The sequence below is a fragment of the Curtobacterium sp. MCPF17_003 genome (genome assembly GCF_003224385.1).
GTDB classification, from domain to species: domain Bacteria; phylum Actinomycetota; class Actinomycetes; order Actinomycetales; family Microbacteriaceae; genus Curtobacterium; species Curtobacterium flaccumfaciens.
This window is the reverse complement of record NZ_QKLC01000010.1, coordinates 53,621-77,854: the sequence shown is the minus strand read 5'-3', so window position 1 is coordinate 77,854 and position 24,234 is coordinate 53,621. Positions and strand designations below refer to the sequence as shown.

Here is a 24,234-nt window from a genome sequence, read left to right as displayed (position 1 = left end):
CTGACGTTCCAGGGCCGACCACCCGTCGGCCGTGAGGCGCACGCCCCAGGGCCGACCACCCGTCGGCCGTGAGGCGCACGCCCCACGCACCCCGCGCCTCCCGGCCGCTGCCACGGCCCGCGCGGACCGCACCTGCACGCCCCTCCTGCCGAAAGGCCCCACCAGATGTCCACGACGGTCCTGCCCGACTCGGAGCGCATCGACCTGACGCACACGAAGGGCCCGACGATGTCGGGCCGTCCGCCAGGTCGCAAGCGCAAGACCCACTGGCTGCCCTACGCGCTCGTCGCGCCGGCCATCCTGTTCGAGCTGCTCATCCACATCGTCCCGATGCTCACCGGCATCTGGATCTCGTTCATCCAGCTCACCAAGTACTTCATCGCGAACTGGGGTGCCGCGCCCTTCGCCGGGTTCCGGAACTACCAGGTCGTCGTCGACTTCGACCAGGCGATCGGCCGCGGGGTCCTCAACTCGTTCCTCATCACGTGCGCCTTCACGGTTCTCGTGGTCGGGCTCTCCTGGACCTTCGGCATGGCCGCAGCCGTCGCGCTGCAGAAGCCGTTCGCCGGACGCGGGCTCTTCCGCACCCTGTTCCTCGTGCCCTACGCGCTGCCGATGTACGCCGGCGTCATCACCTGGAAGTTCATGTTCCAGCGTGACTCGGGGGCCCTGAACCACCTGCTCGTCGACCAACTCGGGCTGTTCGGCGGGGACGCTCCGTTCTGGCTCATCGGCAACAACGCCTTCGTCGCCGTCGTCGTCGTGGCGATCTGGAAGACCTGGCCGTTCGCGTTCCTGATGCTCATGGCCGGTCTGCAGTCCGTCCCGAACGACGTGTACGAGGCCGCCTCGGTCGACGGCGCCAAGCCGTTCCGCCAGTGGCGCTCGATCACGCTGCCGATGGTCCGCCCAGTCAACGTGACGCTCGTGCTCGTGATGTTCCTGTGGACGTTCAACGACTTCAACACGCCGTTCGTGCTGTTCGGCTCGACCGCCCAGCCGGCCGCCGCGGACCTGCTGAGCTTCCACATCTACAACGCGTCGTTCATCACCTGGAACTTCGGTTCCGGTGCCGCGATGAGCGTCCTGCTCCTGCTCTTCCTGCTCGTCGTCACCGGCATCTACCTCGCCGTGACCAACCGGAGGTCCGTCCGTGCGTGAGACAACTGGCGCCAAGTCCTTCAAGATCATCACCCTGGTCGTCCTGACGCTGTTCACGGTCGTGCCGCTCTACGTGATGATCACCACGGCCATCAAGCCCCTCGGCGACGTGCAGGACAACTTTACGTGGATTCCGTCGAGGATCACCTTCCAGCCGTTCATCGACATGTGGTCGACGGTGCCGCTCGGCCGGTACTTCATCAACTCGCTCGTCGTCTGCACGGTGGCGACGGTGTTCTCGCTGATCATCGCGACGTTCGCCGCCTACGGTGTCTCGCGCTGGAACTTCAAGGGCAAGAGCACCTTCACCACCGCGGTGCTCTCCACGCAGATGTTCCCCGGCGTGCTGTTCCTGCTGCCGCTGTTCCTGATCTTCACGAACCTCGGCAACACCCTGGGCATCCAGCTCGTCGGATCGTGGCTCGGCCTGATCATCACCTACCTGACGTTCACGCTGCCGTTCTCGATCTGGATGCTGGCCGGGTACTTCGAGACCATCCCGCGCGAGCTCGACGAGGCCGCGATGGTCGACGGTTCGGGTCCGATGGGTGCCCTGTTCCGGGTCATCCTGCCGTCGGCCCGCCCGGGTCTGGTGGCGGTCGGGATCTACTCGTTCATGACGGCCTGGGGTGAGGTCCTCTTCGCCTCGGTCATGACGAACGGCCTCGGTTCGACCCTGGCGGTCGGTCTGCAGCAGTACTCGACGCAGACGAACGTGTACTGGAACCAGGTCATGGCGGCGTCGCTCGTCGTGTCGATCCCGGTCGTGGCCGCGTTCCTCGTGGTCCAGCGCCAGTTCGTCGCCGGCCTGACCGCGGGTGCCGTGAAGTAGGAGGTCGCCCTTCCGCACGGCCCCCTTCCGCAAGACACCGGTGTTCGCGCTCGACGCCCCCGCATGACGCGGTGCGCAGCGTGAACACCGGTGTCTTGCCGTTCCCCACCCGACGACCCGACGACCGACAGGATGGAAGCATGAGCGACGAGACCCGAGGGCGGCAGCTGCTGCCCGGACAGACCAGCCGCGTGCACGTGTACGACGTCGAGTCCCGCACCTCGCGGCTCGTGTTCGAGTCGGCCACGGTGCTCGTGGAGGCGCCGAACGTGCTGGACGCCGAGACCCTGGTGCTCAACGGCGACGGCGACCTGTGGCTGCTGCGGCTGCCGTCGGCCGACAGCGGCACCGTCCTCGACGAGACCGCGCTCGTGCCGGTGCCGATGGACGGCGTCGACGAGATCAACAACGACCACGTGCTCGACCCGTCCGGCAGCTCCGTCGTGGTGAGCGCCCGTGACGGCGAGCTCTACCGCGTCCCGCTGCCCGAGGGCGGCGCCGCGACCCGGATCACCGACGTCACGTCCGTCCTGCCCACCAAGCGGAAGTTCTACCTGCACGGCATCGCCCCCGACGGCAGCGCCCTCGCCGCGATCGTGGGGGAGCTGTCCGAAGACGGCGTCTGGACGACCGACGTCGCGATGGTCGACCCGGAGACCGGCGAGCCGACGTTCGTCACGCGGGACGAGCACCCCGACGACGGCTGCACCATCAGTCCGGCCGGCGGGATCCTGCTCTGGAACACGGAGCGGTTCACCCCCGGCACCGCGCAGCTGGCCGTGCGCTGGCCCGGGCACGACGGCCCGGTCCGCCTGACGAACGACGACCGGGTGAACTGGTTCCCGCACCTGTCGCCGGACGGTGCACACCTGCTCTACCTGTCGTACGAACCCGGCGTGCAGGGCCACCCGGCCGACCACCGCGTCGAGCTCCGGCTGCTGCCGGGTTCGCTCGTCCGCGGCGCACGGATCGCGGTCCAGCCCGAGACCCTGGTGGCACTCGACGGCGGGCAGGGGACGGTCAACGTGCCGCCGTGGGCCTCCGACTCGTCGTGGTTCGCGTACTGCGACTACCCGGTGGCCCGGTAGCGGCCGGCGCCGGCGCCGGGGCCTGCGGCGCCGGGGCCTGCGGCGTCCTCACGCGCTGAGCGACAGTCCACGCGCCGCCGGACGCGTGGACTGTCGCTCAGCGCGAAACGCGGGAGGACGCCCCGCCCGCCGCCCGCCTCAGCTAGACCTCGCGGACCTGCCCCTGCTTGATGTGCAGGCGCCGCTCGGCACGCTTCGCGACCCACGAGTCGTGCGTGACGATGACGACGGTCAGTCCGCGCTCCCGCCACTGCTTCTCGATGAGCGCCATGATCTCGTCGCGGGTCGACTCGTCGAGCGCACCCGTCGGCTCGTCGGCGAGCAGCACGCTCGGGTTCTTCACCAGCGCCCGGGCGATCGCCACGCGCTGCTGCTGTCCGCCGGACAGCTCGGCCGGCAGGTGCTCCATCCGCTCGCCCAGTCCGACCTCGCGGAGGGCAGCGACCGCACGCTCGCGGACCTCACTCCGGGGCCGGTTCGCGAGCGACCCCGCGAACGCCGTCTCGACGTTCTCGAGAGCGGTCAGCGTCGGGATCAGGTTGAAGCTCTGGAACACGAAGCCGATCTCGGTCGCCCGCAGGTCGGTCAGCGCGCCGTCGCCGAGCTTCGCCACGTCGCGGTCGCCACCGAGGTGGATCGAGCCGGCACTCGGCCGGTCGAGTGCTCCGAGCATCTGCAGCAGCGTCGACTTCCCGCCGCCGGTCGGCCCCTGGACGGCCACGAGTTGCCCCTGCGGGATCGCCAGGTGGACGTTCGTCAGGGCGGTGACGGTCCGGTTCTTCTGCTCGTAGGTCTTGCTCACGTTCGTCAGCCGGTACATCGGACTGGAGGCGCGGCTCGCCTCCGCCTCGCCGGTCGCGGTGTCGGTGCTGGTCACGGTTGCTCCTGTCGTCGGTTCGGTCGTGTCGGTGCGGCCGGGCATCAGGCGACGCTCCGGAGCGCCTCGGCCGGACGGAGCCGGCTCGCGCGCCAGCCGCCGAGCGCGCCGGCGATGAGGCCGCCGAGGATCGCCAGGCCGATGGCCAGCAGGATGATCTCGACGGTCACCGGGGCGTGCAGGACCACGTCGGTCGTCGACGCGGTGCTCGCGCCACCGCCGAAGCCTCCGGCCGGTGCGCCACCCGTCGTGCCGCTGCCCGCGGCCGCGGTCGCTGCGCCTCCGGGCATGCCACCACCGCCACCGGCGCCCCCGCCGGTCGTGCTCGAGGCGCTCGCCGAGATCGTCGGACTGATGACGTTCACGACGAGGATGCCGATCAGGCCGGCCGCGGCGCCGAGCACGCCGCCGATCAGGCCCTGCACCAGGGACTCACCGGCCACCTGTCGGGTGATGCGGCCGTTCGACCAGCCGATCGCCTTGAGGGTCCCGAACTCGCGGGTGCGGCGGGTCACGCCGGAGATCGTGAAGAGGATCGCGATGAGGAACGCCGCGGCGAGCACGACGATCGACAGCCACTTGCCGAGGTTCGAGACCAGGCTCGACGCGGTGCTGAGCGACCCGGACACGCTCGAGGCCAGGTCGGCCTCGGTGGAGACGGTGGCGCTCGTCAGCTTCGCCTGCAGTGCGGACTTGATCGTGCTGACGTCGGAGGAGGACTCCGCGGAGACGTAGATCGACGTGACCTTGCCATCGAGGTCGGCCAGCGCCTGCGCGGTGTCGAGCGGGATGTAGGTGTTCGAGCCCGTGGTCGAGGCCGAGCCGGTGGAGCTGACGATGCCGATGACGGTGAAGTCGGTGCCGCCGATGTCGACGGTGTCGCCGACCGCCTCGGACTCGCTCTTCGCGTACGACGCATCGAGCACGACGACGTCCTTGCCCGCGTCCTTCGCGGCGAAGGTGCGCCCCTTCGTGAGTTCGGTGCTCGTGAGCGGACCGACCGCCGCGCCGGACACCGGGATGCCGGTCACCGTGAACGAGTCGACGCTGAACGACCCACCGCCGAACCCGCCGCCACCGCCGGTGTCCCCGCTCGGCGGGCCCTGCTGGGTCGTGCTGTCGCCGCCGGAGTCGCTGCTGCTGTCCGTGCTGCTGTCGTCGGTCGACTGCTGCTGGACCTGGCCGGAGAACGTGCTGTTCTCGAGGGTCAGCACACCCGTCGCGGCCTTGACGCCGTCGGTGCTCGTGATCGTGGACACGTTCGCGGCGTCCAGGGTGCTCGTGCCGCGCGCGACCGCGAGCCGCGACTGCGACAGGTCGGTCGAACCGCCGTCGTCGTCGCTGTCGCCCTGGCTGCCGAAGTCGAAGCTCGGACGCCCGCCGTTCGTCGACGCCGTCGCGGTCTTGGTGACGGTGATGTCGGTGCCGACGCCGTAGACGGACTGCAGGACGCTCGACTGCGCTGCCTGCACGCCACCCGAGATCGACGACACGATCACCACGAGGGCGATGGCCAGGGCCATCCCGATCGCGATGATGACCGTCTGCTTCTTGCGGTTCGTGAGTTCGCGCCTGAGGTAGGTCAGGAACATGGTTCTCCTCGGTGGTGGCCGGCTGGGGTCACCGGCCGCGCAGAGCACGCGGCGGGGCCGACGGAGGAGAACCTAGGCACGCTGTCGATGACCGACCCATCGCTCACCTATGAAGCGACCAAGGCCGCATCAGCCGACGTCGCCGTACCGCTGGCGTAGGTGCTCCGCGTACCCGCCGGGGGTCCGGCCGGCGAAACGCCCGCTCGTCACCACCGGCAGGTCGACGGTGGCGTCCACCCGGAGGCCCAGCGCCCGCGCCCGGGCCACCAGCCGTGCGTCCTCGTGCTCGGGTACGGGGTCGAACCCGCCGAGGCTGACGTACGCCGCGGCGAGCACGCCGAGGTTCGCGCCGTGCACGTGGCCGAGGGCAGCACCGGGCGGGTGCGCCTGCGTCCACCGGTCGAGCACCGCGGGCGCCAGGTCGTCCGGGTCGGGGACGACGGCGCCGACGAGCACCTGCGCACCGGACGCCAAGGCGTCGGACTGCTGGACGAGCCACCGTTCGTGCACCCGGGAATCGGCGTCGGTGTGGGCGAGCCACCGGGCCGCCGGGTCGCCGTCGTGCGTCCGGAGCGCGTGCGTCGCCCCGATGGTCCGTGCCCGACCGACCCCGACACGGTCCGTGGTCAGGACGTCGACCGGGTACCGCTCGACCACCGAAGCGGTGCCGTCCGTGCAGCCGTCGAGCACCACCGTGACGGCGGCGTCGACTCCGGGTCGCTCCGCGGCGAGCCGGTCGACGGCCACCAGGAGCGCGTCGAGGCACGCGGCGATCCGGTCCGCCTCGTCGTGCGCGGGGACGACGACGTCGACGCGTGCACGCGGTTCCGGTCGGGTCACCGGATGATCCCCTCGGCCCGGGCCACCGAGGTGACCGCCGGGCCGGGCAGGACGCTCAGGACGAAGTCCTCCTCCACGTGTCGGAGCAGGGCGGGACGCGGCCACCGTTCGGTCAGCCGCGCGTCCACCGCGTCACCGCTCGACACGGCCTCGTCGTCGGGGTGCCGCCAGTGGCAGGCCACGAGCACGCCGTCGTCGTCGAGCGATCCGAGCACACGGTCGATCGTCGCGTCGAGGTCGGCGGGCGACAGGTAGTACCCGACCTCGGACATCACCACCAGGTCCCAGCGCCCGTCCGGCCACTCCGACGGCAGGGCCGCCTGCACGAACCGCGCGGCCGGGGCGCGGCGGGCGGCACGCTCCAGCGGCGCCGCCGAGATGTCGGTGCCGAGCACGTCGTCCGCGCGTTCGGCGAGGGCGGCGGTCAGGACGCCGGTCGCACAGCCGAGCTCGAGCGCCGACCGGTAGCGCGGGCGGGGGAGCGCCGCCAGCGTCACGGCCCGCTTGCGCTGCTCGTACCAGGACCCGTCGAAGTCCCACCCCTCGGGCTTCCGGTCGTAGTGGGCGTCGAACGACTCGCGAGACCGCGACGGGGCCGGACCCGGCGCGAAGAACCACTCCGTCGTCCGGAGGTGGTGGGCGGCGTGCCGGTCGTCGACGATCGCCTCGTCTCCCGGCGCGGGCGAGAGGGGCCGGGTCTGCGACGGGTAGGCGACGAGGGCGGCACGCTTCCGGGCGACGAGGTCGTCGGGCAGCGACAGTGCCCGAACGTCGTCCCACGGGGCGACCGAGTGGTCCGGGTCGTCCCAGTGCCAGGCCCAGATCGGGTACGCGAGCAGGTCGACGTCGGGGGCGCTCGCCGCGGCGGCCTAGGCGACCTCGCCGGCGATGCGGTGGTCGCGGTGCCCGTCCCCTCGCCACGGCGCGACGAGCAGCACGGGGCGGGCGGCGCCTGCGAGCACGGTGTCGAGGGCGTCGACGACACGGTCTCGGTGTTCGCGGGTCGCGCCGTCCGGGATCCCCACCGAGGCCGACGTCACGTCGGGGCGCAGGGCGCTCAGGGCCGCCACGAACTCGTCGTCACGGGCGGCGGCGAGTGCTTCCGGGGTCGTCGTGGGGGAGTCCGGGTGGGAGCGCTCGCCGCGGGTGAGGAGCAGTACGTGCACGGGGACGCCGGCCTCTGCAGCGGCCGCGATCAGCCCACCGGCGCCGAGTGTCTCGTCGTCGGGGTGGGGTGCGACGACCACCACCGATCCGGTACCGGCGAGGTCGATCGCCGGTGCGTCCAGGCCGTCGAGGAACCCCGTCCACGCCGCCGGGTCGGTGCCCGGCTCGCGGTGGTCGAAGCTCACCACGCCACGCCGCCGCGCTCGAGCACCATCCGGCCGATGCGGGCGAGGTCGCGGGCGCCGTGGTCCTGCAGGACGTAGAGCTCGAGGTCGGCGACCCGCGCGGCGACGGCGGGGTCGGCGGTCAGCGGAGCCGGGCCGATCGTGGCGACCACCCGCTCGCGCACGGCGTCGACCGAACGGCGCACCCGCGACCGGACGGTCTGGGCGAGCAGCCGCCAGTCGGTGTCGTCGGAACCCGGGTCGGACCCGTCGATCCGGGCGGCGGCGTCGGCGAGGGCGTCCTCGGCGTCGGCGAGGTCGGCCACGGTGGCTCCGAGGGCGGCCTGCAGCAGCTCGGACTCCGGGTGCGCCGACGCGGTGTCACGCAGCACCCGGGCGAGCCCGACCGCACCGCCCCACCAGCAGGCCGCGACGCCGATGCCACCCCAGGCGAAGCCCGGACGGCGCAGGTACCAACCGGGAGTGCCGACGGGTCGTGCCAGGACGCCGTCGAAGTCGACCGGTCCGCTCGGCACGTCCGGCATGCCGCGTGCGACCCAGGCGTCGTCGTGCACGGTGACCCCGGGCTGTCGCAGGTCCACGGCGACGAGGACCCGCTCGTCGCCCAGGTGTGCGGTGACCAGGGCGTGCGAGAGCGTCGAGGCGAGCGAGCACCACGGCTTCGTGCCGTGCAGCAGGACCGTGCCGTCGTGCTGCGGCGCTGCGTCGAGCCGGAGGCCCGGCCCCTCGGCGGCGAAGACGCCCCAGGTCGAGCCGTCCGGGGCGTCGACCCCGGCCTGTGCCAGGATCCCGAGCGCGTCCAGGTGCGGTTCGACGGTGCGGGCGGTGGCGACGTCCGCCGCGGCGACCGCGGCGAGCGTGCCGAAGAACCCGCCGGCCGCACCGGCGGACAGGGGTGGGGTGGTGACGGCGACCGCCCGCGCGACCGCGAGGCGCTCCGTCGGTGACGAGCCGGGCCTCCCGGTCGTCCGTTCGATCCGCTCGGTGTCCAGGTGCCGGGCCGACGGGGGCCAGGCTGCAGATCGCAACATGCTCCCAACGTACGGAGCGGTAGATGGGGACGTGTCCTCGATCCACAGAACGCACTGGGCCGTGCCACAGACGACTCATAGGAACTTCTCGATACTCGAAGACGTGACCATCTCCCAGCCCGCAGCAGCCCCGCGCCTCACGCGTGCCGACGGAACCCCGTTGCGCATCCTGGTCGTCGACGACGAAGCCAGCCTCACCGACCTGTTGTCCATGGCGCTCCGCTACGAGGGCTGGGACGTCAAGAGCGCGAACGGCGGGCAGGACGCCCTGACGACCGCGCGGGAGTTCAAGCCCGACGCGATGGTGCTCGACGTGATGATGCCGGACCTCGACGGCCTGCAGGTGCTCAGCCGGCTGCGGCAGAACAACGACGACACCCCGGTGCTGTTCCTCACCGCGAAGGACTCCGTCGAGGACCGCGTGACCGGGCTCACCGCTGGCGGCGACGACTACGTCACCAAGCCGTTCTCCCTCGAGGAGGTCGTGGCGCGCCTGCGCGGGCTCATCCGCCGCTCGCAGATCTCGATCTCCGAGGCCGGCGACTCCCGCATCGTCGTCGGCGACCTGGTGCTCGACGAGGAGTCGTACGAGGTCTCCCGCGCCGGCCGGCCGATCGAACTGACCGCCACCGAGTTCGAGCTGCTCCGGTTCCTGATGCGCAACCCCCGTCGGGTGCTCTCGAAGGCGCAGATCCTGGACCGCGTGTGGTCCTACGACTTCGGTGGCAAGTCGTCGGTCGTCGAGATCTACATCTCCTACCTGCGCAAGAAGATCGACGCCGGTGAGACCCCGATGATCCACACGGTGCGCGGCGTCGGGTACGTCATCAAGCCGACCTCGTGACCCTGCGGCGTCGGCTCGTCCTGAGCATCGTCGCCCTCGTCGTCGCCGTCAGCGCGGTGATCGGGGCGGCCAGCATCATCGCGCTCGCCTCGATCCAGACCAGCGCGATCGACAAGCAGATCACCGGCGCCACCCACCGGGCGCAGCGGTACCTGCAGCAGAACCAGTCGGGGCAGCCGAGCATCGACCTGTCCCGACCGTCCGGCCAGGCCGCCGGTACCCTGACCGCGTACTTCGTCGACGGGCAGGTCGTCATCGCGAACGTGCTCGACGACTACGGCCGCCCGAGCGGGGTCCCGCAGACGAGCGCCGAGGCACTGGGGTCCGTCCGGGTGGACGCCGACCCGGAGACGATCGACCTCGGGTCGGACGTCGGGCGGTACCGCCTCGCCGCCGTCAACGTCGGCCCGGCCGTCCTGGTCGTGGGGCTCCCGATGGCCCCCGTCTACGACAGCGTCTGGAAGCTCTTCGGGGTCGTCCTCTCCGTCGTGGCGACCGCACTGGTCGCCGGTTCGGTCGTCGCCGCGTTCGTGGTCCGGCAGTCGCTCCGACCGCTCGAGCGCGTCGCGGAGACCGCGTCCACCGTCGCCCGCATGCCGCTCGACCGCAGCGACGCCCTCGACGGCGTCCGCGTGCCCGACACCGACCCCCGGACCGAGGTCGGCCGGGTCGGCAGCGCGTTCAACCGCATGCTGGGGCACATCGGCAGTGCGATGCAGGCGCGGGAACGCTCGGAGCAGAAGGTGCGGCAGTTCGTCGCCGACGCCTCGCACGAGCTCCGGACCCCGCTCGCCTCGGTGCGCGGGTACGCCGAGCTCACCCGGCGCATGGGCGGCGACCTGCCGAAGGACGTGGTCTACGCGATGAGCCGCATCGAGTCCGAGTCCATCCGGATGACCTCGATGGTGGAGGACCTGCTGCTCCTGGCCCGGCTCGACGAAGGCCGCGAGATCCAGTTCGCCGAGGTCGACCTGACCGGGCTGGTGCTCGACGCCGTGAACGACGCACACGCCGCCTCACCGGAACACCCCATCGAGGTCGACGTCCCGCCGGAGCCGGTGACCATCACGGGCGACGCCGCACGCCTGCACCAGGTCATCGTGAACCTCGTCACCAACGCCCGGACCCACACGCCCGAGGGCACCCGCATCACGGTGGGCCTCGCCCCGGTCGACGGCGGCGTGGACCTCACCGTGCGCGACACCGGCCAGGGGATCGACCCGGAGTTCCTGCCGAAGCTGTTCGAGCGCTTCGCCCGGGCAGACAGCTCGCGGTCCCGCACGGTCGGGTCGACCGGCCTGGGGCTCGCCATCGTGGACGCGGTCGTGCAGGCGCACGGCGGCCGGGTCGAGGTCACGAGCGAGCCGGGGGACACCGTGTTCACGGTGCACCTGCCCCGCGACCCGGCTGCGGCTGCCGCCGCGGCAGGGGCTGTCGCGTCGTCGTCGGCTGACCCGGCCGGGTCCGCGGACTGGTCGGCGACACCCGCTGCGGTGGACGGCACCCACTGACGGTCGGGAGGCGCGGGGCGGGGCCGCCCCGCGCCTCCAGTGGGGGTGTTTGGTGACGCCCACGGCGTCTGGTACAGTTCTCGAAGCCAAAGACCGCCGGATGTCGTGCTGCTCGCAACGTGTTTGTGAACATCGTGACCGAAGGTCCTCACTCGTGAGGCATCCCGCGCAGGTGTTCCGAACCACTCCTCCCGTTCTCGGGGGAGCAGCTCCGAGCCTCTGCGCCGGAGCTTTTTTCGTTCGTGGACCTGGGGCTGCCGGCAAGACCCCCAAGGAGAACCATGGCGAACAAGGAAGCTGCGGTCGCCGAGCTCACGGAGTTCTTCCGTAGCTCGAACGCCGTTCTGCTCACCGAGTACCGCGGTCTCACGGTCGCGCAGCTCAAGGAGCTCCGCAACTCGATCCGTGAGCACGCCACGTACGCCGTGGTGAAGAACACGCTGACCAAGATCGCGGCGAACAACGCCGGCATCTCGTCGTTCGACGACGAGCTCGCCGGTCCGTCCGCTCTCGCCTTCGTCCACGGTGACACCGTCGCCGTCGCGAAGTCGCTGCGTGCATTCGCCAAGGCGAACCCCGAGCTCGTGGTGAAGGGCGGTTACTTCGACGGTAACCCGCTCACCGCGACCGAGGTGGACAAGCTCGCCGACCTCGAGTCCCGTGAAGTGCTGCTCGGCAAGCTCGCCGGCGCACTCAAGGCCTCGCTGTTCGGTGCTGCGTACCTGTTCCAGGCACCCCTCTCGCAGGCCGTCCGCACCGTGGACGCCCTTCGCGAGAAGCAGGAGTCCGCGGCCTGATCAGGCTCGCGTTCATCAACCACACGTACTAGCTAGTAGTAGGAGAAAATCATGGCGAAGCTTTCGCAGGACGAGCTCATCGAGGCCTTCAAGGAGCTCACGCTCATCGAGCTCTCGGACTTCGTGAAGAAGTTCGAAGAGGTCTTCGAGGTCACCGCGGCCGCCCCGGTCGCCGCTGCCGCCCCCGCCGGCGCAGCTGCTCCGGCCGAGGCCGCTGAGGAGAAGACCGAGTTCGACGTCATCCTCAAGTCCGCTGGTGACAAGAAGATCCAGGTCATCAAGGAGGTCCGTGGCCTGACGTCGCTCGGCCTCGGTGAGGCCAAGGCGCTCGTCGAGACCGCCGACGCCAAGATCCTCGAGGGTGCGAACAAGGAGACCGCCGACAAGGCGAAGGCGACCCTCGAGGCCGCTGGCGCCACGATCGAGCTCGCGTAGTCTCGACCGTTCCGGTCACGAAGGCCGCTGCCCCTCGGGGCGGCGGCCTTCGTCGTGTGCGGGGCGCTTTGCCTTTCGCCGAGACTCGGCTGAGCGGGCATCTTGCCGGCCTCTGAAGCGGGAAGTTGTCCGTTGGGCCGAGACTCGACCCGGCGCAGGAGCCGCTCACGGAGTGATCAACACCGCGTGCGATCGAAGCAGCGCACGAAGCCGGTCGAGGCTCTCGAGGTGCCACCAGGTCACTCGGATGACGGACCGAACTTCTCGGCGGGTACGGATGCGGTCCTCGCGGCGCTTCTCCTGCCATAGGACGTCGCCGGGATCCCGACCTGCGAGCATCTCGCGGTCGACGTACTTCTGCTTGCCATCGAACTCGACGACGACTCCGGCGTCGGGCAACCAGAAGTCGACGCGGTCGCGGAACCCGTTCGTGACGAACTCATGCTGCGGGTGGATGTTCGTCACTCCCAGTTGCACGAGTCGGATCGAAGAGTAGGACTCACCGGGTGACTCGTGTGCCGGATCGAGCGCAGCGGCGACGAGCCGAGCCCTCCGGCCACCACGCGATGCGGGCGGAGGCAGGTGCTCCTCGAACACCTTCCTGTCGATCGCCTTCATGCGTACCGCGTGGTCGATGGCCACGGAGGCTACCGCCGGGTCGCACGTTCGCGCGACGGCCATCGCCGTTCCGAGCGCATCGACCACGGGGACGCCGTCGAATCGGCTGGGGCCGAGGCGCAGGCCAGCGGGGTCGATGCCGTGTCGAATGAGCCCGACCCGGTGTTCGACACCGACCAGCTCCCAGTCGACGACGTGAATCCGCTCGGGAGCCGGCCCGATCAACGGCCAGCCATGGATGAGTGCAGCCGTGACGTGGGAGAACGCGCTGGTCGGACTCAGGTCGGGAGCGACAGCCCAAGCCATGGCGAGGTGCTTGTCCGACGTGTCGAGTGAATCCCACACCCGCTTGTCCAGGTAGACACCCGCACGGAGCCGGACGACTCGCCCAGCGGCATGGAGCCGTCGGAGTTGTCGTGCTCGCGATGGATCCGACGGCTCGGCGCGGAGGAGATCGGGCCGTGTCCGGTGCAGTTGCATGATGCGAGTGTGCAGACTCGGATCTGTGCCGTGTGCCCTCCGGTGGGATCTGTGGAGAGCGGGAGTGCACGACTGTCTCGAAAAAGGTGCCGAGTCTCGCCTGGGCAGACACTTTCGCGCCTTCGTGTGCAGTGAAGAGTCCGCCTGGCCGAGACTCGGCGCGGCGCGGCGCGGCGCGGCGCGGGTGGGCGCGGCGCGGCGGGCGCGTCAGCGCAGCGTGCTGTGGCGGCGGCCGTAGGCCAGGTAGAGCAGGGCGCCGGCGGCCATCCAGATGCCGAAGGCGATCCAGGTGGTGGCGCCGAGGAACACCGCGAGCAGCACGCAGCTCAGGGTGCCGAGGATCGGCACGACGGGGAACAGCGGCACCCGGTACGAGCGCTCCAGGTCGGGCTGCGAGCGGCGGAGCACGATGACGGACACGTTCACCAGGGCGAAGGCGACGAGGGTGCCGATGCTCGTCGCGTCGGCGAGCTCACCGAGGGGCACGAGTGCGGCGACGATCGTCACGGCGATCCCGGTGATGAGCGTGTTCGCGATCGGGGTGCCGGTGCGACGGGAGACCCGCCCGAAGACCTTCGGTACCAGGCCGTCGCGGGACATCGTGAGCAGGATGCGGGTCTGGCCGTACAGGACGGTGAGGACGACGCTCGCGATCGCGACGACGGCGCCGATCGAGAACACCAGGGCGACGAGCGGCTGCCCCGTGACGTCGACGACGATGCGGACGAGTGACGCTTCGGACGACGAGAACGCCGTCCACGAGCGGGCCCCGACGGCGGCGATCGCGACGAGGATGTACAGCGCCGTGATGAGCGCGATCGAGCCGATGATCGCCCGGGGCAGGTCACGGCGGGGGTTCTTGGCTTCTTCACCGGCGGTCGAGGCGGCGTCGAAGCCGATGTACGAGAAGAACAGCCGTGACGCGGCGGCGGTGACCCCGGCGGCGCCCATCGGGGCCAGCGGCTCGAAGTTCTGCGCCCGGAACGCCGTGAACGCCACGACGACGAAGAAGACCAGCAGGGCGATCTTGACGATGACCATGACCGTGTTCACCCAGGCGCTCTCGCGGGCACCGGGCAGCAGCACGACGGTGGCGAGCAGGACCAGGACCGCCGCGGGCAGGTTGACCACGCCGCCGTCGACCGGGGGAGCGGAGAGTGCGGTGGGCAGGTGCAGGCCGAACACGCGGAGGGTCTCGTCGACGTACTCGCTCGCACCCACCGCGACCGCGGCCACCGAGACGGCGTACTCGAGCACGAGGCACCAGCCGCAGATCCAGGCGATGCCCTCGCCCATCGTGGCGTACGTGTACGAGTAGCTGGACCCCGACGTCGGGACGGCGCCCGCCATCTCGGCGTAGGACAGCGCGGACAGCAGCGCGGCGATCCCCGCGACGACGAACGAGATCCAGACGGCGGGACCGGCGAGCGGGACCGCGGTGCCGAGGACGACCAGGATGCCGGTTCCGAGCGTGGCCCCGACGCTGATCATCGTCAGCTGCCAGACGCCGAGCGACCGACGGAGCGGTTCACCGTTCACACCACGGGAGGCTTCGGCCTGCAGCTGCTCGATCGGCTTGCGGCGGGCGAGCTGCGCCCCCAGGGACGTGGGACGTGACGGCGCGGACGACATGGGACCTCGGTGGTGCGGGGACGGGGACGGCACATGCTCGCACGCCCCCTGAACGGGGTCAAATACTGCGGTGCTGTGGAGTGGCGGTCGATGTCCGAGCGCGGGGCTACGGTGGCTCCATGAGCATGGGACACGGCGGGCGAGGCGGCGGTCCGCGCGGGGGTGGGCGCATCTCGAGCGGCGACTTCCGCGCGCAGAAGGCCGCCAACGCCGAGGCGCCGAAGATCCCGCACCTGGTCCGGCGCATCGCCGCGCTGTTCGAGCCGCACCGCCGGGCGATCATGCTCACGGTCGTCCTCGTGCTGGTCGGTGCGGCCATCTCGGTCGTGCCGCCACTGCTCACCCAGCAGGCGTTCGACCGGGGGCTGTTCCCGCCGTCGGGTCGCCCCGACGTCCCGGTGCTGGTCGAGCTCGTGTCCGCGATGGTCCTGCTCTGGATCGCGAGCGCCGGGGTCGGCGTCTGGCAGACGTACCTGACCGCGACGGTCGGCAACAAGGTCATGGGGGCGATGCGGATGCGCCTGTTCGCGCACCTGCAGCGGATGGAGCTCGCGTTCTTCACCCGCACCAAGACCGGCGTCATCCAGTCACGCCTGCAGAACGACGTCGGCGGCGTGGCGAGCGTGCTGAACAACACGATCTCGTCGGTGCTCGGCAACACCGTGACCGTGATCGCCGCCGTGGTCGCGATGCTCCTGCTGAGCTGGCAGATGACGCTGGTCGCCGTGGTCCTGCTGCCGCTGCTCGTGATCGCGCAGCGCCGCGTCGGCCAGGTCCGGGCCCGCATCGCCGCGCAGACGCAGGAGTCGCTGTCCGACATGACGGCCATCACGCAGGAGGCGCTGAGCGTCTCGGGCATCCTGCTCGCGAAGAGCTTCAACCAGCAGGCCAGCGAGACCCGCCGCTACGGGGACGAGAACCGCAACCAGATCACCCTGCAGGTGCGCCAGCAGATGTCCGGGCAGTGGTTCTTCGCGATCGTGCAGATCTTCCTGTCGATCATCCCGGCGATCATCTACGTCGTCGCCGCGTACCTGATCATCGGTGACGTCCCGATCACGGCCGGAACGATCGTCGCGTTCACGACGGTGCAGTCCCGGCTGCTGTTCCCGACGGTCGGGCTGCTGCGCGTGGTCCTCGACCTGCAGACCTCCGGTGCGCTCTTCGCCCGCATCTTCGAGTACTTCGACCTCGAGCCGGCCATCACGGACTCGCCGACCGCCCGGCCCGTGGACGAGTCGAAGGTCGGCCACGTCGCCTTCGACAACGTCGTCTTCACCTACCCCGACGGCGAAGCCGACAAGCCGACCCTGCGCGGGGTGTCGTTCGAGCTCCGCCCCGGGCAGTTCGCGGCCTTCGTCGGTCCCTCCGGCGCGGGCAAGACGACGGTGTCCTACCTGGTGCCCCGGCTGTACGAGGCGACCGAGGGATCGGTGCGGTTCGCCGGGCAGGACGTCCGCGACCTGGTGCACGAGGACCTGATGCGGCACGTCGGCATCGTCAGCCAGGAGACGTACCTGTTCCACGCCACGATCGGCGAGAACCTGCGGTACGCCAAGCCCGACGCCACCGACGACGAGCTCGAGCGTGCGGCCCGTACGGCGAACATCCACGACACGATCGCGTCGTTCCCGGACGGCTACGACACCGTCGTGGGGGAGCGCGGCTACCGCTTGTCCGGTGGTGAGAAGCAGCGCATCGCCATCGCCCGGGTCATGCTGAAGGACCCGCCGGTGCTCGTCCTCGACGAGGCGACCAGCGCGCTCGACTCCATCTCGGAGCACGTCGTGCAGACGGCGCTCGACACGGCGGCGGCCGGCCGGACCACCATCTCGATCGCGCACCGGCTCTCGACGATCCGCGACGCCGACGTCATCTTCGTCCTCGACCACGGCCAGATCGTCGAGCAGGGCACGCACGACGAACTCCTCGCCCTCGACGGCACGTACGCGCAGCTGCACCGGCAGCAGAACACGTCGGCGGACGTCGTCCGCCCCTGACGGTCGTGGTCGCGACCGGGCGCCGGACAGGAGGCCCGTGGCGGCGCCCGCACGGGCCTCCCGTCCGGCGCGCAGCGCGACCAGGGCACGTCGCCCGCCGCGGGATCCCGGTGCGTTGTCCGCACACGACACATCCCAGCGGGACGCGGTGACCGCGTCCTAGACTCGACGGCGTGCGTTACGCGAACTCCGTCGTCGACCTCGTCGGCGACACCCCGCTCGTCAAGCTCAACCGGGTGACCGAGGGGGTGCGGGCGACCATCCTGGTGAAGGTCGAGTACCTGAACCCCGGTGGGTCGTCCAAGGACCGCATCGCCACCCGGATCATCGACGCGGCCGAGGCCTCCGGCGACCTGCGCCCCGGCGGCACCATCGTCGAGCCGACCTCCGGCAACACCGGCGTCGGTCTGGCCCTGGTCGCACAGCAGCGCGGCTACCGGTGCGTCTTCGTGCTGCCCGACAAGGTCGGCGAGGACAAGCGCAACGTGCTCACGGCGTACGGCGCCGAGATCGTCGTGACCCCGACCGCGGTCGCGCCGGAGCACCCCGAGTCCTACTACTCGGTGTCGGACCGGCTCGTGCAGGAGATCCCCGGCGCCTACAAGCCGAACCAGTACGCGAACCCGAACGGTCCCCGCAGCCACTACGAGACCACCGGTCCGGAGATCTGGCGCGACACCGATGGGAAGATCACCCACTTCGTCGCGGGCGTCGGCACCGGCGGCACGATCTCGGGCACCGGACGGTACCTGAAGGAGGCGTCCGACGGCGGCGTCCGCATCGTCGGGGCCGACCCCGAGGGCTCCGTGTACTCCGGCGGCACCGGTCGCCCGTACCTGGTCGAGGGCGTCGGCGAAGACTTCTGGCCGAGTGCGTACGACGCCGGCGTGCCGGACGAGATCATCGCCGTGTCCGACGCCGACTCCTTCGCGATGACCCGGCGCCTGGCGCGCGAAGAAGGACTGCTCGTCGGCGGTTCGAGCGGCATGGCCGTCGTCGCGGCGCTCCGCGCGGCCGGGGACCTGACCGAGGACGACGTCGTCGTCGTGCTGCTGCCGGACGGCGGCCGCGGCTACCTCGGCAAGATCTTCAACGACCGGTGGATGCGCTCCTACGGCTTCGCCGAGACCGATGACGAGCGCACCGTCGGCTCGCTCATCGCCGGCAAGGACGGCCGCCTGCCCGACCTGGTGCACGCGCACCCGGCGGACACGGTGCGCGACGTCGTCGACATCATGACCAAGTACGGCGTCTCGCAGATGCCCGTGCTCAGCGCGGAACCGCCCGTCGTCATCGGCGAGGTCGTCGGCGCCGTCGAGGAGAAGGCGCTGCTCGAGCAGGTCTTCACCGGCGCCGCGAAGATGTCGGACGCGCTCACCGGTTTCGTCGGCGACCCGCTGCCGCTCATCGGCGTCGGCGAGTCGGTCTCCGCGGCGCGTCGTGCGCTCGAGTCGGCCGACGCGCTCCTCGTCGTCGAGGACGGCAAGCCCGTCACCGTGCTGACCCGGCACGACCTCCTCACCTACCTCTCCGAGTAAGGAACCACCGAGCATGACCGAGTTCAGCACCCGGGCCGTCCACGCCGGCCAGGAGCCCGACGAGATCACCGGCGCCGTCATCCCGCCGATCCACCTGACGTCGACGTACGTGCAGGACGGCGTCGGCGGCATGCGCAACGGCTACGAGTACTCGCGCGCCGGCAACCCGACGCGCGACTCGCTGCAGGTGCTCCTCGCCGACCTCGACGGTGGCGTCGCGGCGTCGTCGTTCGCGTCCGGGCTCGCCGCCGAGGACGCCCTGCTCCGCGCCGCGCTGGTCCCGGGTGGCCGTGTCGTGATGGGCAACGACGTGTACGGCGGCACCCACCGCCTGGTGAGTCGGCTGCACGTGCCGTGGGGCGTCGAGCTCGTCGTCGTCGACATGAGCGACCTCGACCAGGTCCGCGCGGCGCTGCAGGGCGCGCCGGCCACCACGGTGCTGTGGGTCGAGACGCCGACGAACCCGCTCATGAAGATCGCCGACATCGCCGCGCTCGCGACCCTCGGGCACGAGTCGGGCGCCCTGGTGGTCGTCGACAACACGTTCGCGTCGCCGTACCTGCAGCAGCCGCTGTCGCTCGGTGCCGACGTCGTCGTGTACTCGACCACGAAGTACCTCGGCGGACACTCCGACGTCGTCGGCGGAGCCGTCGTGCTGGCGGACGAGGAACTCGCGGCGAAGGTGCAGTTCCTGCAGTTCGGCGCGGGGGCGATCTCGTCGCCGTTCGACGCCTACCTGACCACCCGTGGCATCAAGACGCTCGCGGTGCGGATGGAGCGGCACTCGCGGAACGCGCAGGCCGTCGCGGAGGCGCTCGTCGTCGCGCCCGGCGTCGAGCGGGTCTACTACCCGGGCCTGCCCGACCACCCGGGGCACGACGTCGCCGCCCGCCAGATGCGCGGCTTCGGCGGGATGCTCTCGGTCGCGCTGTCCGGCGGCGCGGAGGCGGCGAAGCGGTTCGCGGAGTCGACGGAGCTGTTCGCCCTGGCCGAGTCGCTCGGTGGCGTGGAGTCGCTCATCGGGTACCCGAGCGAGATGACCCACGCGTCGGTGAAGGGCACCGAGCTGGCCGTGCCGGAGAACGTCGTCCGGCTGTCGGTGGGGATCGAGGACGCCGGCGACCTGGTGGCGGACCTGGAGCAGGCGCTGGCGCGCTGACGCGTGACCTGCTGACGCTGCCACAGCGTCACCCCTCGCCCCTACGATGTCCCAGGTGAGCACAACGGCGTCGCGGACCAGTCTGCTGAGCGGGCCGTACGCCCTCGCGACGATCGGCATGGTCGCGATCGTCGGCGTCGCGGCGTTCCAGAACCTGGCGATGACGACGATCATGCCGGTGATCAGCCGTGACCTCGACGGCGAGACCCTGTACGCGCTCGCCTTCGCCGCCCCGCTCGCCGCCGGGGTGCCGGGGATGGTGCTCGCGGGCAACTGGACCGATCGCGCCGGTGGCCGGATCGTGGCGTGGGTGTCGGCGGCGTTCTTCGCGGTGGGGACCGCCGTGGTCATGCTCGCGCCGACCATGGAGGTGTTCCTGGCCGGTCGGCTCATCGAGGGGTTCGGTGCCGGGGCCATCGACGTGGTGCTGTACGTGCTGGTCGCCCGGATCTTCCCCGCCGAGCTGCACGGGCCGGTGTTCGCCGGGTTCGCCGCCGCCTGGGTCGTGCCGGCGTTGATCGGCCCCGCCCTGGCCGGCATCGTCACCGACACCTGGGACTGGCACTGGGTGTTCGCCGGGGCGCTGGCGATCGCGCTGGTCGCCTTCGCCCTGCTCGTGCCGACCCTCGGCCGGGTGCACGCCCCGGTCGCGTCGCTCCGCCCGCCGTGGCAGCGGGTCAGGATCGGCTGGTCGGTGGCCGCTGCCGTGTCGATCCTGCTGCTCAACGTCGCGCCCGACCTGACCCCGTGGGGCATGGTCGCGGCGGTGCTCGTCGGGCTGGTCGGCACCTGGTTCGCCCTGCGGCCGCTGCTGCCGACCGGGACGTTCCGGGCCGCGGCCGGGCTGCCGTCGGTCGTGCTGCTGCGCGGGCTCGTCGCGGCGTCGTTCTTCGGCAGCGAGGCGTACGTGCCGTTCCTGCTGCAGGCCGAACACGGGTTGTCGCCGTCGGCTGCGGGGCTGGCCCTGACGGTGGCGGCACTCAGCTGGGCAGCGTCGAGTTGGGCGCACGGTCGTCTGGGGGAGCAGCGGCTCACCGCCCGTCGCACCTTCGGGGTCGGGCTCACGCTGGTGCTCGTCAGCCTGGTGACCGCGCTCGCGGTCGCGACGTTCGACCTGTCGTGGTGGGTGCTGGTCGCCGGCTGGTTCGTCGGTGGCGCGGGCATGGGCGCGATCTACCCGCGCGCCTCGATGCTGACCCTGCGGTTCTCCCGCGAGGGCGACGACGGCTTCGCGAGTTCGGCCCTGACGATCGCGGACGCCGCGGGCAGCGTGATCGGTCTCGCGGTGACCGGCCTGCTCTTCACCGCGACCGGTGGCGCCGACGGCACGGTGTCGTTCCCCCTGGTCTTCGCGGCGATGATCGGTTTCGCTGCTCTGGCGATCGCGGCCGTCCGACGGCTCGGCCCCGTGCCCGCGCCGGCGACGACGGTCGCGGCAGGCTCGGGCGGATCCGTCCCGTCGCCGAATCCGTCGTCGCACGGGCCGGCTGCCGGGTAGCGTGGCAGACCGGACCGAAGAGGAGACCACCGTGCTGCGCATCGTCGCCGTGACCGTCGCCCTGGCGGCGGCCCTGACCCTGGCAGGGTGCCAAGGCACGACGTCGGCTGCCCCCACGCCGGTGCAGAGCACCGACCTGACGAGCTCCGACGGCGGTTTCGACAAGCAGGCCGTGATCGGCGTCGTCCTGCTCCACGACGACGCGGCCCTCGCCGCCCGACTCCGTACCGACCTGACCGACGCCGGGTTCCGACCCGACGTCCGGGTCGCTCCGGCATCGGGCGCGGCGGCGTCACAGCAGACCGCGGTGGCTCAGCTCGTGCGCAAGGGGGCCAAGGCCCTGCTCGTGCACGCCGCTCGACCGTCCGCGCTGACCGGTGTGATCCAGACGGCCCACGACGCCGGGGTCGTCGTGGTCTCCCTCGGCGATCCGCTGCCCGCGACCGGCACCGGTGGCGACGGGGTGTCCGCCGACTACCGCGTGCCGTCGGTGGGCGACGACGCGGACGTCGCGGCGACGGCGGTCGAGGTCGTGCAGTCCCTGCAGCGCGGCGAGAAGCCGGAGGCCGACCCGGCGGACGGCGACACGACCGACGCCGAGTAGGCACGCGCAGCACGAGCACGGCCGGAAGCCAGCACCCACGGGAGCACGGGCGCGCAGGCGATCACACGATCGGGTGCAACGGTCCGCTCAGCTCCACCACGCCGGGAACGACAGCGTGATCGTCTCCACCAGCGCCTTCCGCGACCGACGTGGCCCGGCGAGCCAAGCCTCGATCGCCCCGACGAAGCCCTGCGCCACGAACCCCGCGGCGACGTCGTCGAGCAGGTCGGGCCGGCGTGCGGGGTCGAGCTCGCGGATGTGCAGGGCGCTCGACACCGTGAAGTGCTCGACGAGCAGCCGGTGCAGTGACGCGTCGTTCGGGTCCGGCAGCGCCTTGCCGTAGATGTCGCGGTGTGTCGTCACGTGCTCGACCACGGCGTTGATGCCGCGCCGGGTGATGGCTGCGAGCTCGTCGGCTCCGGCGCCCCGGTCGGCCGCGGCTCGGCGCTCGTCGGCGTCGTCCTGCCGGATGCGGTCGAGTTCCGGCGTCAGGACGTCGGCGAGCAGCGACCCGGGGGAGACGGCGTGCGAGTAGAACGTGGCCCGGTTGATGCCGGCGGCACGCGTGACGTCGGCGACGGTGATCTCCGAGACCGGTCGGTCCGCGGCGAGTCGCAGGATCGCCTCGCGCAGCGCTGCAGTGGTGTGCAGGATCCGGGCATCCACCATGACGCCCACCCCCTTCTGATCCGCTTCACCCGGAAGGCCCCCGAGCAGTCCGACGGTACCGCATGGTCCCCGCGCGGCCGAGTGGCAGCACGAGCCGCTTCACGCGGGCGGCCGGCACGGGCGGCGCCGAGCACGCACCGGCGACCGTAGGATGGTTCCGCGGACGAATCGATTCGATCGACCCGCGATCACCCCCGCCCCCTCATCGTCGAAGGACTCCTGTCTCGTGACCGCGCCCGCCACCACCGGTTCGCTCCGGGTCGTCCTGCACCCGGGAGACTCGCTCTCCCGCGGGCAGCGACTCGTCTACGTCTTCGTCCTGGGCGCCCTCACGGCGCTCGGTCCGTTCACGATCGACCTGTACCTGCCGACGTTCCCGGCGATCAAGGACCAGTTCAGCGTCACCGACGGCGCGGTCCAGCTGACGCTCACCGCCACGACGCTCGGCTTCGCCATCGGGCAGCTCCTGGTCGGCCCGTGGAGCGACAAGGTGGGCCGCCGACTACCGCTGATCATCGCGACGACGGTGCACATCGCCGCGTCGATCGGTGCCGCCACCGCGCCGGACATCGAGCTGCTCGCGGTGTTCCGCGTGCTGCAGGGCATGGGCGCCGCAGCCGGTGGTGTCGTCGCGATGGCGACGGTGCGCGACCTGTTCGGCGGCAAGCCGCTCGTGCGGATGCTGTCCCGCCTGGCGATGGTGAACGGCCTGGCGCCGATCCTCGCGCCGCTCATCGGTTCGCAGATGCTGCAGTTCACCAGCTGGCGCGGCATCTTCGTCTTCCTCGCCTGCTACGGCCTGGCGGTGGTGATCGCGTCGATCCTGCTCATCGTCGAGACCCTGCCGCCGGCCCGCCGGCACGAGGCCGGGCACTCCACCATCGGCCAGCGCTACAAGGCGCTGTTCTCCGACCGGATCTTCGTCGGTGTCGCGCTCATCGGCGCCATGGTGTTCAGCGGTCTGTTCTCGTACCTCAGCGCGTCGCCGTTCCTGTTCCAGCAGGTCTACGGGCTCGACGCGCAGCAGTACGGGCTGCTCTTCGCCGTCAACTCGGTCGGGGTCGTCCTCGGCGTGCAGATCTCGTCGCGGCTCGCCCAGCGGGTCGGTCCGCAGTGGATCCTCGCGTGCTCGACCGCGACCCTGCTGCTGGCGTCGCTCGCGATCATCGTCCTCGACCAGCTCGGTGCCGGTCTGGTCGGCGTGCTGGTGCCGCTGTGGTTCTTCATCGCCGCGTGCGGGTTCTCGTTCCCGCTGGTCCAGGTCATCGGTCTCGCTGCCCACGGGAAGGAAGCGGGGACCGCGGCCTCGGTGCTCGGTGCCCTGAACTTCGGCGTCGCCGGTCTCATCTCGCCGGTGGTCGGCTGGCTCGGCATCACGACGGCCACCCCGATGGCGATGGTGATGGCGTCGACCGCCGCCGTCGCGATCCTGATGCTCTGGTTCGTGGTCCGCCCCCGGACGGTGCCCGCGCTGTCGCACTGACGACCCGGACCGCCGGGCCGCCGGCGAGGCGGCGCGGCGAGCCGAGGAGCTCGCCGCAGCGCCGGCGGCGGAGGAGCAGCGGGACGCACCGCCGACGCGGAACCCGCGGTCGTCGGGTCCCCGCCACCCACCGGCCTGGAGGCGCGGCTCGCGCCCGACGCGGAGCCCGCCTCTCCGGCAGCACCGGCTCCCA

22 protein-coding genes are annotated in these 24,234 nt (G+C 71.2%); 13 read left to right on the top strand and 9 right to left on the bottom strand.

What is annotated here, in order from left to right:
- Positions 1–165: 165 nt before the first annotated feature.
- The 3 genes from DEJ30_RS11415 (at position 166) to DEJ30_RS11405 (ending at position 3,081) form a co-directional block, all read left to right on the top strand.
- Entirely contained in the window at positions 166–1,161 is a 996-nt protein-coding gene (locus tag DEJ30_RS11415) for a carbohydrate ABC transporter permease (RefSeq protein ID WP_110861524.1), read from the top strand.
- Positions 1,154–1,993, top strand: coding sequence for a carbohydrate ABC transporter permease (locus tag DEJ30_RS11410; protein ID WP_017888647.1), 840 nt, complete (start codon positions 1,154–1,156; stop codon positions 1,991–1,993). Before DEJ30_RS11415 ends, DEJ30_RS11410 begins: the two co-directional genes overlap by 8 nt.
- Positions 1,994–2,133: 140 nt before the next feature.
- On the top strand, positions 2,134–3,081 hold the full coding sequence (locus DEJ30_RS11405; protein ID WP_110861522.1) for a biopolymer transporter Tol: 948 nt from the start codon (positions 2,134–2,136) through the stop codon (positions 3,079–3,081).
- Between the two features lie 142 nt (positions 3,082–3,223).
- On the opposite strand, the gene DEJ30_RS11400 is transcribed toward DEJ30_RS11405, so the two are convergent.
- The 6 genes from DEJ30_RS11400 to DEJ30_RS11380 all read right to left on the bottom strand — a co-directional run bounded on the left by DEJ30_RS11400 (position 3,224) and on the right by DEJ30_RS11380 (position 8,773).
- The gene (locus DEJ30_RS11400) at positions 3,224–3,901 is read right to left on the bottom strand and encodes an ABC transporter ATP-binding protein (RefSeq protein ID WP_110861620.1); all 678 of its coding nucleotides are present in this window, start codon (positions 3,899–3,901) and stop codon (positions 3,224–3,226) included.
- Positions 3,902–4,002: 101 nt separating this feature from the next.
- Positions 4,003–5,550 (bottom strand): ABC transporter permease, encoded by a 1,548-nt coding sequence (locus DEJ30_RS11395; RefSeq protein ID WP_110861519.1) that lies wholly within the window; start codon positions 5,548–5,550, stop codon positions 4,003–4,005.
- A gap of 129 nt (positions 5,551–5,679) precedes the next feature.
- Positions 5,680–6,390, bottom strand: a complete 711-nt coding sequence (locus DEJ30_RS11390; RefSeq protein WP_110861517.1) for a glycosyltransferase family 2 protein — start codon at positions 6,388–6,390, stop codon at positions 5,680–5,682.
- Entirely contained in the window at positions 6,387–7,052 is a 666-nt protein-coding gene (locus DEJ30_RS18545; RefSeq protein WP_258369907.1) for a class I SAM-dependent methyltransferase, read from the bottom strand. The genes DEJ30_RS11390 and DEJ30_RS18545 overlap by 4 nt, the downstream gene beginning before the upstream one ends.
- Before the next feature lie 207 nt (positions 7,053–7,259).
- On the bottom strand, positions 7,260–7,742 hold the full coding sequence (locus tag DEJ30_RS18540) for a PIG-L deacetylase family protein (protein ID WP_258369904.1): 483 nt from the start codon (positions 7,740–7,742) through the stop codon (positions 7,260–7,262).
- Positions 7,739–8,773 carry an acyl-CoA dehydrogenase family protein gene (locus DEJ30_RS11380; RefSeq protein WP_110861515.1) on the bottom strand — a complete coding sequence of 345 codons (1,035 nt, stop codon included), beginning with the start codon at positions 8,771–8,773 and terminating at the stop codon, positions 7,739–7,741. The genes DEJ30_RS18540 and DEJ30_RS11380 overlap by 4 nt, the downstream gene beginning before the upstream one ends.
- A gap of 103 nt (positions 8,774–8,876) precedes the next feature.
- Here DEJ30_RS11380 and DEJ30_RS11375 point away from each other — a divergent pair, with 103 nt between their 5' ends.
- The 4 genes from DEJ30_RS11375 to rplL all read left to right on the top strand — a co-directional run bounded on the left by DEJ30_RS11375 (position 8,877) and on the right by rplL (position 12,360).
- Entirely contained in the window at positions 8,877–9,617 is a 741-nt protein-coding gene (locus DEJ30_RS11375; RefSeq protein WP_110861513.1) for a response regulator transcription factor, read from the top strand.
- Complete coding sequence (locus DEJ30_RS11370) at positions 9,614–11,128, top strand: cell wall metabolism sensor histidine kinase WalK (protein WP_181420112.1); 1,515 nt, start codon at positions 9,614–9,616, stop codon at positions 11,126–11,128. The genes DEJ30_RS11375 and DEJ30_RS11370 overlap by 4 nt, the downstream gene beginning before the upstream one ends.
- A 281-nt stretch (positions 11,129–11,409) precedes the next feature.
- Complete coding sequence (gene rplJ / locus DEJ30_RS11365) at positions 11,410–11,925, top strand: 50S ribosomal protein L10 (protein WP_110861511.1); 516 nt, start codon at positions 11,410–11,412, stop codon at positions 11,923–11,925.
- Between the two features lie 51 nt (positions 11,926–11,976).
- Positions 11,977–12,360, top strand: a complete 384-nt coding sequence (gene rplL, locus DEJ30_RS11360) for a 50S ribosomal protein L7/L12 (RefSeq protein WP_027466380.1) — start codon at positions 11,977–11,979, stop codon at positions 12,358–12,360.
- A 165-nt stretch (positions 12,361–12,525) separates the two neighbouring features.
- Here the strand turns inward: rplL and DEJ30_RS11355 are convergent, their stop codons facing one another.
- Both DEJ30_RS11355 and DEJ30_RS11350 read right to left on the bottom strand, forming a co-directional pair.
- Positions 12,526–13,284 carry a hypothetical protein gene (locus DEJ30_RS11355; RefSeq protein WP_146238571.1) on the bottom strand — a complete coding sequence of 253 codons (759 nt, stop codon included), beginning with the start codon at positions 13,282–13,284 and terminating at the stop codon, positions 12,526–12,528.
- A gap of 381 nt (positions 13,285–13,665) precedes the next feature.
- Positions 13,666–15,090: an amino acid permease gene (locus DEJ30_RS11350; RefSeq protein WP_110861507.1), complete on the bottom strand. Its 1,425-nt coding sequence runs from the start codon at positions 15,088–15,090 to the stop codon at positions 13,666–13,668.
- A 125-nt stretch (positions 15,091–15,215) separates the two neighbouring features.
- Here DEJ30_RS11350 and DEJ30_RS11345 point away from each other — a divergent pair, with 125 nt between their 5' ends.
- The 5 genes from DEJ30_RS11345 (at position 15,216) to DEJ30_RS17865 (ending at position 21,889) form a co-directional block, all read left to right on the top strand.
- Positions 15,216–17,090: an ABC transporter ATP-binding protein gene (locus tag DEJ30_RS11345; RefSeq protein WP_110861504.1), complete on the top strand. Its 1,875-nt coding sequence runs from the start codon at positions 15,216–15,218 to the stop codon at positions 17,088–17,090.
- A gap of 173 nt (positions 17,091–17,263) precedes the next feature.
- The gene (locus tag DEJ30_RS11340) at positions 17,264–18,628 is read left to right on the top strand and encodes a cystathionine beta-synthase (protein WP_110861502.1); all 1,365 of its coding nucleotides are present in this window, start codon (positions 17,264–17,266) and stop codon (positions 18,626–18,628) included.
- A 13-nt stretch (positions 18,629–18,641) separates the two neighbouring features.
- Positions 18,642–19,787, top strand: coding sequence for a cystathionine gamma-synthase (locus tag DEJ30_RS11335; RefSeq protein ID WP_110861500.1), 1,146 nt, complete (start codon positions 18,642–18,644; stop codon positions 19,785–19,787).
- Between the two features lie 55 nt (positions 19,788–19,842).
- Positions 19,843–21,285, top strand: coding sequence for an MFS transporter (locus DEJ30_RS11330; protein WP_181420111.1), 1,443 nt, complete (start codon positions 19,843–19,845; stop codon positions 21,283–21,285).
- A 1-nt stretch (position 21,286) separates the two neighbouring features.
- The gene (locus tag DEJ30_RS17865) at positions 21,287–21,889 is read left to right on the top strand and encodes a substrate-binding domain-containing protein (protein ID WP_146238570.1); all 603 of its coding nucleotides are present in this window, start codon (positions 21,287–21,289) and stop codon (positions 21,887–21,889) included.
- Positions 21,890–21,976: 87 nt separating this feature from the next.
- Here DEJ30_RS17865 and DEJ30_RS11320 read toward each other — a convergent pair whose 3' ends face one another.
- A complete protein-coding gene (locus DEJ30_RS11320) occupies positions 21,977–22,558 on the bottom strand; it encodes a TetR/AcrR family transcriptional regulator (protein ID WP_146238569.1) in 582 nt (193 codons plus the stop codon).
- 226 nt (positions 22,559–22,784) lie between these two features.
- Between DEJ30_RS11320 and DEJ30_RS11315 the strand changes: the two genes are divergently transcribed.
- The gene (locus DEJ30_RS11315; protein ID WP_110861494.1) at positions 22,785–24,041 is read left to right on the top strand and encodes a multidrug effflux MFS transporter; all 1,257 of its coding nucleotides are present in this window, start codon (positions 22,785–22,787) and stop codon (positions 24,039–24,041) included.
- Positions 24,042–24,234: the final 193 nt, after the last annotated feature.